Below are 13086 nucleotides of genomic sequence, written 5' to 3'. Positions count from 1 at the left end.
GGGCGCGGCGGCCGTGGGCGGCGCCGCGCGCGATATCAATCAGCTCTTCGGTGCCTCGGTCTTGACCGGCTCGGACTTGGAACGGACCTCGGAGATCATGCCGCGGACGAGGCGCGCCTTGACGCCCTCGGCAATCTCCACCTCGATCTCGCCGTCGTCCACGACCTTGGTCACCTTGGCGACGAGACCGCCGGAGGTGACGACGGTGTCACCGCGCCGCACGTTCTTGATCATCTCCTGGTGGGCCTTCACCCGCCGCTGCTGCGGACGGATGATGAGGAACCACATGATGACGAAGATGAGGATGAACGGAACGAGCTGGATGAGCATGTCGCCCCCACCGGCCGATCCGGCGGACTGGGCGAAGGCTGGCGTGATCACTGACGGACCTCCGGCGAGAAACCGCATCGCTGGCATGCATGCGGCGCAAAGGGTTATTAGAGCGCGCGGACTATAACGATGAGCCCGCTGAAAGCAAACCGCCCGTGGTGACGGCCGACGGCACGACATCACCCGTCCGTCGGCGTGGCCGCTGCCGTTTGTCCGGCGCCGGCCGCCGGCTGCCGCCGCGGGCACGCAGGCACAAGTCTAACGAGGAATGACAGGCCGAGGAATGCCCGTACAACCGACCACCGACAGCCCGAACACGGACGCCCTGCTGGCGACGCTGAGGCGGATCGCCGACGCCCTCGAGAGAATCGCTCCGCCCGCCCCGACGGCGCCCGATTTCGATGCGGCGGACGCCTTCGTCTGGCATCCCTCCCCGGCCCGACTCGACCCCGTTCCGAAGGTCAACAGGGTCGATCTCGTCCTCCTGCGCGGCATCGACCGCATGCGCGACGTGCTGGCGGAGAACACCGAGCGCTTCGCCCGCGGCCTGCCCGCCAACAACGCCCTGCTGTGGGGCGCGCGCGGCATGGGCAAGTCCTCCCTCGTCAAGGCCATCCACGCCGAGACCAACGTGCGGCTGGCCGGTGACGGTGCCCGCCCGCTGAAGCTGGTGGAGATCCACCGCGAGGACATCGAGAGCCTGCCGGCCCTGATGGCGCTGCTCAAGGCCGATCCGCACCGGTTCATCGTCTTCTGCGACGACCTGTCCTTCGACACCGACGACACCTCCTACAAGTCGCTGAAGGCCGTGCTCGAAGGCGGCATCGAGGGGCGCCCGCAAAACGTCATCTTCTACGCCACCTCCAACCGTCGCCACCTGCTGCCGCGCGACATGATGGAGAACGAGCGCTCGACGGCCATCAACCCGGGTGAGGCCGTGGAGGAGAAGGTCTCCCTGTCCGACCGCTTCGGCCTGTGGCTCGGCTTCCACAAGTGCAGCCAGGACGAGTATCTCGACATGATCAACGGCTACGCTGCGCATTTCGGCCTCGACTACGAGCCGGAGCGTCTGCGTGCCGAGGCGCTCGAATGGGCGACCACGCGCGGCGCCCGCTCCGGCCGCACGGCCTGGCAGTTCATCCAGGACCTCGCCGGGCGGCTCGGCCGCCGACTCGACGCCTGAGCAAAGGAAAACGGGCCCGGCACACGCCGGGCCCGCCTCCTGGGATCGGTACGGGGTCTCACGCGTACCGATCGTTCGTCCCTGATCATCGGGCCGTGGCGCGAAGAGTCCCTCTCACAATCCCGCGAGATACGGCATCGGGTCGACCGGGCTCGAGCCGCGCCGCAGCTCGAAGTGGAGCTGCGGGGAGGACACGTTGCCGGTCTGCCCGGACTTGGCGATCGTCTGCCCACGGCGCACGGTGTCCCCGCGCTTCACGAGCAGCTCGCTGTTGTGGGCATAGGCACTCACCCAGCCGTTATCGTGGCGGATGAGGATGAGATTGCCGTAGCCCTTGAGCTCGTTGCCGGCATAGGCCACCGTGCCGCTCTCAGCCGCCTTGACGGGCGTGCCCTCCGGCAGGGCGATGTTGATGCCCTCGTTGCCTCCCTTGCCACCGAAGCCGGCGATGACGCGGCCGCGCGCCGGCCAGCGGAACTCGAGCCCGCCCGCGACCTCCGATGGATTGAGGCTCGCCGTCCGAGTGGGCTCGGGCGCCTTTTCCGCCGGTTTCGCGGCCTCGACCGGCGCCGGCGCCGGCGCAGCCTTCACCTCCTGCTTGGCCGGCTCGGCCTTGGGCTCGAGCTTTGCCACCTGAACCGGCTTCTCGGCCGGCCTGGACGGCGCGGACTGCGGAGCCGCCTGGACGACCGGACGCGAGGCCCGCGGCGGAACAGGCGCCGGGGCGGGCGCGGGCACGCTATTGCCGGCAGCGGCCACCTTCACCGGCTGCGGCGCAGCAGCGACGGACGACGCGCCGGGATTATAGACGGGGATGACGATCTGGCGCCCCGGGGTGATCTGCGATGCGCTGGTCAGGCCGTTGGCGGCCAGAATGGCGGCCATGGGCACTCCGTAACGGCCGGAGATGCTCGCGAGGGTGTCACCGGTGCCGACGTAGATGGGGGTTCCGCCCTGGGCCGTCCAGCCGTTCGCGCTGCCGGTGACAGGGGGCGGCGCGCTGGTCGCCCTCGCAGGCTGGGGCGTTGCATAGGCTGCCTGCTGCACGGACTGCGCTGGCCGGTAGGTGGAGGCCACGGCGGGCGAGGACAGCGGCTGGCTTGCGACGGGCGCCGGCGGCGAGGGCTGGATGCTGCCGGTCACGCCGGGATCCTTGAAGGGGTTCGAGAACGGATCATCCGTGAAGCGCATCACATCCGAGCTGCAGCCGGCCGCAACGCCTGCCACCAGGCTGACAGCAGCGAGGCGCACCAGGAGCCGCGACTGCTCGTTGACAACGCTCTGACCCATTGAACCACCCACGAGAACGCAACGCATCTAGGGTGATTAAAAGAGATTCAGGTTAAGCAACCGTTGCGATGCCGGCCGCGGGCCGCACGCATGGTAAGGCTGGCAACGCGGGAAAGCCTTTTCCCCTCGCCTCAAAGCGCACGGGCAAGGCCGCGGACGAGCGGCGGCATGCGCGCCGGCTGCAATGGCGTCTCTGCCAGCTCGCCGTCGGCGCCGCGCTCGATCATAACGATGCGCGAGACCCCGTCCACGACCCGCGCCGCCACCAGACGGCCTCCGGGAGGCAGGGTCGATGTGAGGGCCGCTGGCACGGATGCAACGAGGCCGTTGAGGATGACGCGGTCGAAGGGACCGCCGAGATTGCCGATGCCGAGGCCGTCGCCAGGCATGATGCGCACGTGTGGCATGCCGAGCGAAGCCACCCGCTCGGCCGCCGCGAGCGCCAGCGTGCGGAACCGCTCGATGGAGATGACCTCGCGCCCGAGATTGCCGAGAACTGCCGAGAGATAGCCGGAGCCGGTGCCGATCTCGAGCACGCGGTGGTGCCGCTGCACGGCGAGCGCCGTCAGCATCGCGGCAATGATGCCGGGAGCCGTCATGGTCTGGCCACAGGGCAGCGGCAGCGACACGTCGGCGCGGGCAAGATCGGCGAAGCGCCTCGGGGCAAAGAGGTCCCGCGGCACCACTTCCATCGCCCTCAGCACAGCCGTGTCGCGGATGCCCTTGGCCCTGAGGCTCAGAAGGAAGGCGACAGTCTCCTCCGCGCCGGTAATCGGCCCGGCGTCGTCGTCCGCGTCGTCGAAGGTGCCGGTCTTACCCAAAAATTCGCGCATAGCGCGTCATAGTCGGCTCGTGCGTCAGATCGAGCTCGAGCGGCGTGATGGATATGCGGTTCTCGGCGATGGCGCGCAGGTCCGTGCCGGCTCCGGCCTCCTGCTTCTCGCGGGCGAAGATCAGCCAGTAGTAGGGATTGCCGCGCCCGTCGTGCCGCTCCTCGATGTTGAGGAGCGCCTGGTCGCGCCGCCCCTGCACCGTCACGGCCGTGCCCTTCACCTCCGAGGGCTCGCAGGCCGGGAAGTTGACGTTGACGAGGATGCCCGGCTCGATTCCCGCCTCGATGAGGCGACGGATGACGCCCGGCGCATGCGTGCGGGCGCAGTTCCACGGAATGGCCGCGCGCCCGTAGGAACCGTAGGCCTGCGACAGCGCAATCGACGGTACGCCGAGCAGCGTCCCCTCCATCGCCCCGGCGATGGTGCCGGAGTAGGTCACATCCTCGGCGACGTTCTGGCCGCGGTTGACGCCGGACAGGATGAGATCGGGCGGATTGTCCTTCAGCACATGGCGCAGGCCCATGATGACGCAATCCGTCGGCGTGCCCTTCACGGCATAGCGGCGCTCGTCGACCATGCGCAGGCGCAGCGGATCGTTGAGCGACAGCGAGTGCGAGACGCCGCTCTGGTCCGTCTCCGGCGCGAAAATCCACAGGTCGTCCGACAGCTCGCGCGCGATCTCCTCCAGCACCTTGAGGCCAGGGGCGTGGATGCCGTCGTCGTTGGTCAACAGAATGCGCATGTCAGCCCGCTCTCTCGATTCGCGTAACGCCGCCCATGTAGCTCACCAGCGCCGGAGGGACGGTGATGGAGCCATCCTCGTTCTGCCACGTCTCCATGACGGCGATGAGCGCACGCCCGACAGCCGTGCCTGAACCGTTCAGGGTATGGACGAAGCGCGGCTCCTTCGCATCCTTCGGCCGGTAGCGGGCGCGCATGCGCCGGGCCTGGAAGTCGCCGCAGACCGAGCAGGACGAGATTTCACGGTAGGCGCCCTGCCCCGGCAGCCACACTTCAATGTCGTAGGTCTTCTGCGAGGCGAAGCCCATGTCGCCAGTGCACAGCGTCACGACGCGATAGTGCAGGTCCAGCTTCTTCAGCACGGCCTCGGCAGCGGCGAGCATGCGCTCGTGCTCGTCCGCGGACGCCTCCGGCGTCGTGATCGACACGAGTTCGACCTTGGAGAACTGATGCTGCCGCAGCATGCCGCGCGTGTCGCGCCCGGCCGAGCCCGCCTCGGAGCGGAAGCACGGCGTCAGCGCCGTGAAGCGCTTGGGCAGCTCCTCCTCGGACAGGATCGATTCGCGGACAAGGTTCGTCAGCGGCACCTCGGCTGTCGAGATCAGCCAGCGGTCGTCCGTCGTCCGGAAGAGATCCTCCTCAAACTTCGGCAGCTGCCCGACGCCATAAACCGCGTTGTCCCGCACGAGAAGCGGCGGGCTGACCTCGGTGTAGCCGTGCTCGCTCGTGTGGACATCCAGCATGAACTGGCCGATGGCGCGCTCAAGCCGGGCAAGCTGCCCCTTCAGCACCACGAAACGGGCACCCGAGAGCTTGGCCGCGGTTTCGAAATCCATCTGGCCGAGCGCCTCGCCGAGATCAAAATGCTCTTTCGGCTCAAAAGCATAAGAGCGCTTTTCGCCATACCGGTGACGCTCGACATTGCCGGTCTCGTCCGGCCCATCCGGTACGTCGGCCTTGGGCAGGTTGGGGATGGCAGCGAGCGCAGCCTCAAGCTCGGCGATGGCCCTGCGCTCGGCAGCCTCGCCGGCCTGCATCGCCTCCTTGAGCGCGGCCACCTCCGCCATCAGGGCCTGGGCCCGCGCCTCATCCCTGGCCTTCTTCGCCTCACCGATCTCGCGCGAGAGGGCGTTGCGCCGCTCCTGCGCGGCCTGCAGCTCGGAAATGACGGACCGGCGCTTCTCGTCGAGCGCAATCAGGGCCTCCGCTTGGGCTGGGAGGCCGCGGCGGGCGAGGCCCTCGTCAAAGGCTTTCGGATTCTCGCGAATGAAGCGGATATCGTGCATGGCAATCCGGACCGGCCGAAGGTCAAGGCAGCGGCCTTCCGGATCAGCCGTCAGGTCGCCTCGCGCGCGGCCTCGGCTTCCGCGCGCTTCTTCTCGATCATCCGAACCGAGAAGATGGAAGCCTCGTAAAGGAGCAGCGTCGGCAGGGCAAGGGCAAGCTGGCTGATGACATCCGGCGGCGTCAGGACCGCGGCCACCACGAAGACCAGCACGATGGCGTAGCGCCGCTTGTCCTTCAGGAAGGCGCTGTCGATCAGCCCGGCGCGCGCCAGCAGCGTGAGGATGACCGGAAGCTGGAAGCAGATGCCGAAGGCGAAGATCAGCGTCATGATGAGCGACAGGTACTCGCTCACCTTCGGCAGAAGCGTGATCGCCGCCTGCCCCGCCTCGGCCACCTGCTGCTGGCCGATGGAAAAGCGCATCACGATCGGCATGGCGACGAAGAAGACCACCGCCGCGCCGATGAGGAAGAAGACCGGCGTCGCCACGAGATAGGGCAGGAAGGCCTCGCGCTCGTGCTTGTAGAGGCCCGGCGCCACGAACATGTAGATCTGCGCCGCCACCACCGGGAACGACAGGAAGGCCGCGCCGAACAGGGCGATCTTGATCTGCGTGAACAGATATTCGAGCGGCGCCGTGTAGATGAGCTGGACCTGCGCGTCCGGCCCGGCCGCGAAGACATAGGGCCAGATCAGGACGTTGTAGATCTCCCTCGCGAAGAGGAAGCTGAGAAAGAACATCGCCAGGAAGGCGATGAGCGACTTGATGAGGCGCGAGCGCAGCTCGATCAGGTGGTCGATGAGCGGCGCGCGCGTGGCGTCGATGTCTTCCTGGCTCATGCTTCGCCCCCGTCAGCCGGAGACGCGACGGTCTTCTTTCTCGATGCCGTGGACCGGGCCTTCGTTGTCACAGGCTTCGCCTCCTGCCCGTCAGCAGCCTTCGGCCCGGCACTGGACCGGCTCCTGCGGGAGGGTGCGGCAGGCTTGGCCTCCCCGGCCGCCGGCGCGCCGCCGTCGGCCACAGCGGCCTTCGTCCGGCGCCTGGGTTTCGGTGCCGGATCGGGGTTCGGCGCAGGTTCCGGTGCCGGCGCAGCCGCGATCGACTGGACCGGATCGGGCGCAGGCGGCAGCTCCGGCGGCGGCAGATCGACCGGCGCCGGTGCGGCCGGCGTGGCGTTCGTGGCAGCGTCGTCCTGCCTGGCGACGGTGCCCGCGCCCTCGATGGCGCTCTTGATTTCCCGCCGCGCTGTCTCGATGGGGTTGAACGGCTTGTCGAAGGCGGAGGTCACGTCCTTGACGCTCTCGACGTTGCGCCGGATCTCGTCGAGTTCGGCCTCCCGCATGGCCTCGTTGAACTGGCTCTGGAACTCGCCGGCCATGCGACGGACCTTGGCCGTCATCTGCCCGATGGCGCGCAGCGTGCGCGGCAAGTCGCGCGGGCCGATGACGATGAGCGCAACCGCCCCGATGATGAGAAGCTCGCTCCAACCGATATCGAACATGGCGCGCTCAGTTACCTGCGTCACGAAGCCGACGGGACGCCCCGGGCGCCCCGTCCAGGCCGGCTACACGCGATTGTCTCGGATCAACCGACCTTGCGCTCGCTCGACTTCGCGTCGACCTCGGCTGCAGGCGTCGCCTTGTGCTCGATGACCTTGCCCTTGTCGGACGCGCTCGCGGGCGCTGCCTCGGGAGTGTCGTCCTCCGCCATGCCCTTCTTGAAGGCTTTGATGCCCTTCGCGACGTCACCCATCATCTCTGAGATCTTGCCGCGACCGAAAAGCAGCAGAACGATCAGACCGACGACAATCCAATGCCAGATGCTTGCGCCACCCATACCTTTTTCTCCACGCCGTCCCGGCGTCCCCGCGCGCCCTTCGGCGCATTTTGCGACTTCGCCCCGAAACTAGGCTCCCCCCGCGGCGAAAACAAGAACTTCGTCGGGAATGATCGTCACCCCCACATCCTGCCCCTCGCGGAACGTCCCGTCGTTGCGAATGCGCGCCTGCAAGGGCCTTTCCAGCCCGTCCAGCGTGATGTGCAGCAGGTCGACTTCCCCCAGGAAACACCGCATGGTGATCCGTCCTGGTATGCCCTCGTCCAGGACGGTTAGCGCGACACCCTGCGGACGCACGCAGACGACGGCCTGCCCGTCGGGCACGCCCGGCGCCGGGAACGTGCCCAGGGGAGTCGTTACACGTCCGGCTTTCACATCACCAGGCAATTCATTGAAGTCGCAGAAGAATCGCGCCGCGAACAGCGTCCGCGGCCGACGATAGAGCTCCTCCGCCGTACCGATCTGCTCCACCTTGCCGCCGCGCATCAGCACGATGCGGTCGGCGATGCGCATCGCTTCCTCCGGGTCGTGCGTCACGACGATGGCGGTCGCCCCGGTCTCACGCATGAGCGCCACCGTCTCGTCGCGGATCACGTCGCGCATGCGCCGGTCGAGGTTGGAGAAAGGCTCGTCCATCAGCAGGATGCCGGGGCGCGGGGCCACCGCCCGCGCCAGGGCGACGCGTTGCTGCTCACCGCCTGACAGCATGTGGGGATAATCGTCCGCATGACGCTCGAGCCCGACGCGGGAGAGCGCATGCCGGGCCACCCTCTCTGCCTCCGCCGGCGGCAGACGCCGCAGGCCGAACATCACATTGCGCAGGTTAGTCAGGTGCGGAAACAGGGCATAGTCCTGGAACATCAGGCCGACGCCGCGCGCCTCCGGCTCCACGAAAGTATCCGGCCCGGCCACCTCCCGCCCGTCGAGCACCACCCGGCCGGCCGCCGGCCGCTCGATGCCGGCAGCGATGCGCAGCAGCGTCGTCTTGCCGCATCCCGAATGGCCGAGCAGCCCGACAATCTCGCCCGGCTCCGCCGACAGCGTCACGCCCGAGAGTGCCGCCACATCGCCGTAGAACTGATACACGTCCTCGATGCTGAGCGAGGACGGGAAGCTCGCCCCCGCCGTGCCGCGCGGCCCCCACTCCCGCCAGGGCCACCGCACCGGCTCACGCATCGTACTGTCGCTCATCACGCATCCGTCACTGGTCGCCGTCAGTCAGCGGCTCGTCCTCTTCCGGCTCCCGCAGGAGGAAGAGATCCTCCTCCAGGGGATCCTCGTCATCACGCAGTTCCGGCGCATCATTGGGCACCGGCACGGAGAAGCCGGACGGCAGACGCCCCTCGATGAACCCTGCCCCCTTGAGTTCGTCAAGCCCGGGCAGGTCGTCGATGCTCTCGAGGCCAAAGTGGGTCAGGAAGGCCGGCGTCGTGCCGTAGGTCACCGGCCGGCCGGGCGTGCGGCGCCGGCCGCGCAGGCGCACCCATCCGGTCTCCAGCAGCAGGTCGAGCGTGCCGCGCGAGGTAGCGACGCCGCGAATCTCCTCGATCTCGGCGCGCGTGACGGGCTGGTGATAGGCAATGATCGCCAGCGTCTCCAGCGCTGCGCGCGACAGCTTCTTCGGCTCCGCCAGCTCGCGCGCCAGAAGGTACGACAGGTCCGAGGCCGTGCGGAACATCCAGCCCTGCGCCACCCGCCTCAGGTTGACGCCACGCCCGGCATAGAGGTGCTGCAGCCGGTCGAGCACGGCCGAGACGTCGACGCCCTTTGGCAGCCGCTCGGCGATGGCTGCCTCATCCACCGGCTCGCGGGAGGCGAAGATGAGGGCCTCGGCGATGCGCAGCGCCTGGACGAAGGCTTCGGCCGTCTCGTCGTGCCGGTCGATGCGCTCAATGCTGGCGCTCATTCGGCCCCGCCCCCCTCGCCGCCGGACCGGTGCTTTTCGGCACGACGCCGGATCCACAGTGGCCGGAAGGCGCCGTCCTGACGCACGTCGAGCACGCCCTCACGTACCATCTCGAGGGTTGCGGACAGTGCCGAGGCGCGGACGGTGGCCTGCATCCCCGGCGACGCGATGTAGGCCGCGAGATAATGGTCCAGCATCGTCCAGTCCTGCGCGCTGCCGACGAGCCGCTCCAGCGCCTCCCGCGCCTCAACGAGCGACCAGACGAAGCGCTTGCGCAGCGTCACGCGCGCGTTGGCCACCTTCTGCCGCTGGCGGGCATAGGCGTCGAGCAGGTCGTAGAGCGTCGCGTCCCACGTCGGGCGCGTCACCACGGCAATCGGCTCCGGCGCCCCGCGGGCGAAGACGTCACGGCCGAGCTGGTCGAGATTAGACAGCCGCTGCGCCGCGGCGCGAATGGCCTCGAGCCGCTGCAGGCGCAGGGTCAGGGCGCTGGCGAGATCGGCAGCACTCGGCTCGTCCCCCTTCGGCTTCTCGGGCAGCAACAGGCGGGACTTGAGATAGGCGAGCCAGGCGGCCATGACGAGATAGTCCGCCGCAAGCTCGAGGCGAAGGCGGCGCGCCTCCTCGATGAAGGCTATGTACTGCTCGGCGAGGGCAAGGATCGAGATGCGCGCGAGGTCGACCTTCTGCCGGCGTGCGAGCTCGAGCAGCAGATCGAGGGGCCCCTCGAAACCATCGACGTCGACGATCAGGGCCGGCTCGCTCGTGCCGCGCTCGACAACCTCCTCGAAGGGCAGTTCAGCAACAGACATCGATCAACCTTCTTGCAGCCCCCCCAGGGCCCGAATCAAGTTTCGGCGCCGGCGCCCGCCATGGCAAGCACGGACTTCAGCCGCTCCCGCCCCTCCCCAACATCGAAGGGTTCCGGCTCGTGCCCGAGGCGCGCTAGAGCCGCCGCCGCCCGCACCCGCGCCGCGCCGGACAGGGTCGGCACCGCCTCGGCCACCGCCTTCATCTCGTCGAGCTTGCCGTTACAGTGCAGGACGATGTCGCAGCCGGCCCGGCTCGCAGCGCGAGCACGTTCGCCAATGGTGCCGGCGAGCGCGTTCATTGAGATGTCGTCGCTCATCAGCAGGCCGGAAAAGCCGATCTCGCCGCGGATCACCTCCGCGATGACGCGGCGCGAGACCGTCGCCGGCCGGCGCGGATCGAGGGCGCGGTAGACGATGTGGGCCGACATGGCGAGCGGCATATCCGCCAGCACCCGGAAGGGCAGGAAATCGCTTGCGGCGAGCTCCTCCCGCGAGGCCTCCACCACCGGCAGGGCATGGTGGCTGTCGGCATTGCCGCGGCCGTGGCCGGGCACGTGCTTGATGACGGGCAGCACTCCGCCGGCGAGAAGCCCCTCCGCGGCCGCGCGGCCCAGCACCGCGACCTCGCGGGCGTCGCGCCCGTAGGCCCGATCGCCGATGACGCTGTCGGCCCCCGGCACGGGCACGTCGAGCACCGGCATGCAGTCCACCGTGATGCCGACGGCCCGCAGGTCGTGCGCCATGAGCCGCGCCGCGAGACGCGCCATCTCCCGTCGCAGCAAGAAATCATTGGCCGGCAGGCGTCCGAAGATAGCGGCGGGCGGGTAGGCCGGCCAGTGTGGCGGCCCGAGGCGCTGCACACGCCCACCCTCCTGGTCCACCAGCACCGGCGCATCGGCGCGCCCCACGCTCTCGCGCAGGGCATCTGTCAGCCGCCGCACCTGGTCCGGCGTGTCGACGTTCCGCCGAAACAGAATGAAGCCCCAGGGCTGGGCCTCACGGAAGAACGCCGCCTCCTCCGGATCGAGCCTCGGGCCGGCACAGCCGGCGATGAACGCCTTGATCGCCGTCATGTCCGGTCTCTCATCGCAGTGCGGATAATCATGCAGGCGGGTCTAGCCCAATCCGGACGGTGGAAAAAGGCCCTCGCAAAAGTGATGCGGCGACCCGGGGGCCGCCGCCTGAAACATTACGAGAAAGCGCCATTCCGTCAGTTGCGGGCCACGAAGCAGTCGCCCCCCTGGGCCTGCAGCGATGAGCAAAGGTTCGTCGCCTCCTCCCGGCTCATGGGGCCGACGCGCAGGCGATAGACGGTGCGCTCGCCGACCTGGGCCTTCCGGATGATCGGCTGGTAGGCGCTGAGGTCTGCATAGCGGCGCTGCAGCTGGGCGAAGGATTCGCGCGCTGACGCCTCCGTCGGCCGGGCCGCGAGCTGCACCGCGAAATCGCCACCGCGCGGTGCCGTTCCGACGGCGGGACGCGTGTCAGGCGCAGGCACCACCGGATCCGCCGCCGCCACGCGCGCCGGCTGCGCCGGCGCAGGTCGGGGCTGGGCCTGGGAGGCCTGCGGTACGATGGAAAGCGGCGCGGAGCGCTGCGCCGGCTGCCGCGGCGGCTCGGCCGCCATCTGCGGGGCGGGCTCGGGCGGCGAAGGCGTCGCGGCCGCGGCCGCGGTCTCGGTCGCAGGCTCGGGCTGCGGGGCAGGCTGCTGCGCCCCAGCGGGAGCCTCCGCCGGAACCGGCTGCCCGGCGTCGATGACACTGCCGTCGGGCCGCACGGCGACGGTCTTGACGCGCCGCGGCTCGCCGAGCCCCGGAATCGTCTGGCTCGGCGGCTCCAGCCCTTCCGGCAGCGTCAGGCGCACGTCATCGGGATTCGGCTGCCCCTGGGAGGCGCGGGCTGCATTGGCACGCAGCAGCGCATTGACGTCGACCGGCTGCTCAGACTGGCGCACGACGTTCGCGTCCGCCGGCTTGCGCGCCGCATTGCTGCCCTCGTAGATCTGCTTGTTCTGGTTGGGAATGTCGACTCCGCCCGGATTCTGCGGCGCGACCTTCACTGGCTCGGCGGCGGCCTTGATCAGGGGCGGCTCGCCCTCTGCCTCATCCCTGCCGGTGTAGTTGAGCGCGAGGGCGACGCCTGCTACCGCCATGGCGAACACGGACGCGACGGCGATCAGCCCCTTGCGGCTGCGCCGCGCCGGCTCAACCTCCTCATCGACCCCTTCATCGTCACCCCGGCTCTCATCGACATAGTCCTGGTCGAGGTCGAACGACCGCGGATCGTAGGCACTAACCGGCGCCAGGGGATATTCCACATCATCCGCCAGCTCCGGCTCCGCGGCGCGCCGGCCTGCGAGCGCGTCCCAGTCGTCCGGCCGGAAGTCATCGTCGGAGCGCCTGGTCGCATTGCCGGCCGCCGGCAGCGGATCGTCCCCGAGCAACGCCTTCTCGAACGCGGCCTCGAAGGGATCGGGCGCCCGCCCGTCGGCCCGGGAGAAGTCCTGCTGGGCGCCGCGCAGCGGCACGTCGCCGAAATCGAAGGCCGGCTCCATGCGCGGTGGCGCCGCCGGCCGGGGCGGCGCGTTGAAGAGGTCGCGGAACGGGTCCTCCTGCCCGACGATGCGCGCAAGCTCCGCCAGCGGGTCGTCGACACGGGAGCCCTGGCCACCGCCGAAGCCGGGGGCGGCGCCGGAGCCGGGGGCGGGACCGAAGCTGCGCTCATCCTCGGACGGCTGGCGCAGCTGCCGCTCCAGATCGTCGAGATCGAGCAGGAAGCGTGATTTGGCTGTTTCGTTCATGGGCCTTGTCCGCACTCCTTGCGCCGACCGCCCATGCAGCCGCACGCAGACCATGACCAGCGCGCCGAT

At 69.1% G+C, this 13086-nt stretch carries 14 protein-coding genes; 1 reads left to right on the top strand and 13 read right to left on the bottom strand.

Going from position 1 to position 13086, the window contains the following annotated elements; genetic code table 11:
* Nucleotides 1-39: 39 nt before the first annotated feature.
* Entirely contained in the window at nt 40-408 is a 369-nt protein-coding gene (gene yajC, locus HNQ73_RS02030; protein WP_373284836.1) for a preprotein translocase subunit YajC, read from the bottom strand.
* A gap of 205 nt (nt 409-613) precedes the next feature.
* Here yajC and HNQ73_RS02025 point away from each other — a divergent pair, with 205 nt between their 5' ends.
* Complete coding sequence (locus HNQ73_RS02025; RefSeq protein WP_183331718.1) at nt 614-1513, top strand: ATP-binding protein; 900 nt, start codon at nt 614-616, stop codon at nt 1511-1513.
* 114 nt (nt 1514-1627) lie between these two features.
* Here HNQ73_RS02025 and HNQ73_RS02020 read toward each other — a convergent pair whose 3' ends face one another.
* The 12 genes from HNQ73_RS02020 to HNQ73_RS01965 form a co-directional block, all read right to left on the bottom strand.
* The gene (locus tag HNQ73_RS02020; RefSeq protein ID WP_183331717.1) at nt 1628-2803 is read right to left on the bottom strand and encodes a M23 family metallopeptidase; all 1176 of its coding nucleotides are present in this window, start codon (nt 2801-2803) and stop codon (nt 1628-1630) included.
* A 131-nt stretch (nt 2804-2934) separates the two neighbouring features.
* Nucleotides 2935-3636: a protein-L-isoaspartate O-methyltransferase family protein gene (locus tag HNQ73_RS02015; protein ID WP_183331715.1), complete on the bottom strand. Its 702-nt coding sequence runs from the start codon at nt 3634-3636 to the stop codon at nt 2935-2937.
* Nucleotides 3617-4378 carry a 5'/3'-nucleotidase SurE gene (surE, locus tag HNQ73_RS02010; protein ID WP_183331713.1) on the bottom strand — a complete coding sequence of 254 codons (762 nt, stop codon included), beginning with the start codon at nt 4376-4378 and terminating at the stop codon, nt 3617-3619. Before surE ends, HNQ73_RS02015 begins: the two co-directional genes overlap by 20 nt.
* 1 nt (nt 4379) lies before the next feature.
* Nucleotides 4380-5663, bottom strand: coding sequence for a serine--tRNA ligase (gene serS / locus HNQ73_RS02005; RefSeq protein WP_183331711.1), 1284 nt, complete (start codon nt 5661-5663; stop codon nt 4380-4382).
* Between the two features lie 50 nt (nt 5664-5713).
* A complete protein-coding gene (gene tatC / locus HNQ73_RS02000; RefSeq protein WP_183331709.1) occupies nt 5714-6502 on the bottom strand; it encodes a twin-arginine translocase subunit TatC in 789 nt (262 codons plus the stop codon).
* The gene (gene tatB / locus HNQ73_RS01995) at nt 6499-7164 is read right to left on the bottom strand and encodes a Sec-independent protein translocase protein TatB (protein WP_183331707.1); all 666 of its coding nucleotides are present in this window, start codon (nt 7162-7164) and stop codon (nt 6499-6501) included. The genes tatC and tatB overlap by 4 nt, the downstream gene beginning before the upstream one ends.
* 83 nt (nt 7165-7247) lie before the next feature.
* Nucleotides 7248-7499, bottom strand: a complete 252-nt coding sequence (locus tag HNQ73_RS01990) for a twin-arginine translocase TatA/TatE family subunit (protein WP_183331705.1) — start codon at nt 7497-7499, stop codon at nt 7248-7250.
* A 69-nt stretch (nt 7500-7568) separates the two neighbouring features.
* Nucleotides 7569-8690: an ABC transporter ATP-binding protein gene (locus HNQ73_RS01985; RefSeq protein WP_183331703.1), complete on the bottom strand. Its 1122-nt coding sequence runs from the start codon at nt 8688-8690 to the stop codon at nt 7569-7571.
* 10 nt (nt 8691-8700) lie between these two features.
* On the bottom strand, nt 8701-9405 hold the full coding sequence (gene scpB / locus HNQ73_RS01980) for an SMC-Scp complex subunit ScpB (protein ID WP_183331701.1): 705 nt from the start codon (nt 9403-9405) through the stop codon (nt 8701-8703).
* Complete coding sequence (locus tag HNQ73_RS01975; protein WP_183331699.1) at nt 9402-10217, bottom strand: segregation and condensation protein A; 816 nt, start codon at nt 10215-10217, stop codon at nt 9402-9404. The genes scpB and HNQ73_RS01975 overlap by 4 nt, the downstream gene beginning before the upstream one ends.
* A 35-nt stretch (nt 10218-10252) precedes the next feature.
* Nucleotides 10253-11290: a beta-N-acetylhexosaminidase gene (gene nagZ, locus HNQ73_RS01970; RefSeq protein ID WP_183331697.1), complete on the bottom strand. Its 1038-nt coding sequence runs from the start codon at nt 11288-11290 to the stop codon at nt 10253-10255.
* Nucleotides 11291-11427: 137 nt separating this feature from the next.
* Nucleotides 11428-13017 carry an SPOR domain-containing protein gene (locus tag HNQ73_RS01965; RefSeq protein ID WP_183331695.1) on the bottom strand — a complete coding sequence of 530 codons (1590 nt, stop codon included), beginning with the start codon at nt 13015-13017 and terminating at the stop codon, nt 11428-11430.
* Between the last annotated feature and the right edge of the window lie 69 nt (nt 13018-13086).

Origin of the sequence: Chelatococcus composti (genome assembly GCF_014201415.1) — a bacterium.
Classification (GTDB): domain Bacteria; phylum Pseudomonadota; class Alphaproteobacteria; order Rhizobiales; family Beijerinckiaceae; genus Chelatococcus_A; species Chelatococcus_A composti.
Note: the sequence above shows the minus strand (reverse complement) of the source record. Positions and strands in the feature narration are given on the sequence as shown.

Coding starts and splice junctions, on each gene's coding strand:
- yajC (WP_373284836.1), bottom strand. CDS start 408: ATGCGGTTTCTCGCCGGAGGTCCGTCAGTGATCACGCCAGCCTTCGCC.
- HNQ73_RS02025 (WP_183331718.1), top strand. CDS start 614: ATGCCCGTACAACCGACCACCGACAGCCCGAACACGGACGCCCTGCTG.
- HNQ73_RS02020 (WP_183331717.1), bottom strand. CDS start 2,803: ATGGGTCAGAGCGTTGTCAACGAGCAGTCGCGGCTCCTGGTGCGCCTC.
- HNQ73_RS02015 (WP_183331715.1), bottom strand. CDS start 3,636: ATGCGCGAATTTTTGGGTAAGACCGGCACCTTCGACGACGCGGACGAC.
- surE (WP_183331713.1), bottom strand. CDS start 4,378: ATGCGCATTCTGTTGACCAACGACGACGGCATCCACGCCCCTGGCCTC.
- serS (WP_183331711.1), bottom strand. CDS start 5,663: ATGCACGATATCCGCTTCATTCGCGAGAATCCGAAAGCCTTTGACGAG.
- tatC (WP_183331709.1), bottom strand. CDS start 6,502: ATGAGCCAGGAAGACATCGACGCCACGCGCGCGCCGCTCATCGACCAC.
- tatB (WP_183331707.1), bottom strand. CDS start 7,164: ATGTTCGATATCGGTTGGAGCGAGCTTCTCATCATCGGGGCGGTTGCG.
- HNQ73_RS01990 (WP_183331705.1), bottom strand. CDS start 7,499: ATGGGTGGCGCAAGCATCTGGCATTGGATTGTCGTCGGTCTGATCGTT.
- HNQ73_RS01985 (WP_183331703.1), bottom strand. CDS start 8,690: ATGAGCGACAGTACGATGCGTGAGCCGGTGCGGTGGCCCTGGCGGGAG.
- scpB (WP_183331701.1), bottom strand. CDS start 9,405: ATGAGCGCCAGCATTGAGCGCATCGACCGGCACGACGAGACGGCCGAA.
- HNQ73_RS01975 (WP_183331699.1), bottom strand. CDS start 10,217: ATGTCTGTTGCTGAACTGCCCTTCGAGGAGGTTGTCGAGCGCGGCACG.
- nagZ (WP_183331697.1), bottom strand. CDS start 11,290: ATGACGGCGATCAAGGCGTTCATCGCCGGCTGTGCCGGCCCGAGGCTC.
- HNQ73_RS01965 (WP_183331695.1), bottom strand. CDS start 13,017: ATGAACGAAACAGCCAAATCACGCTTCCTGCTCGATCTCGACGATCTG.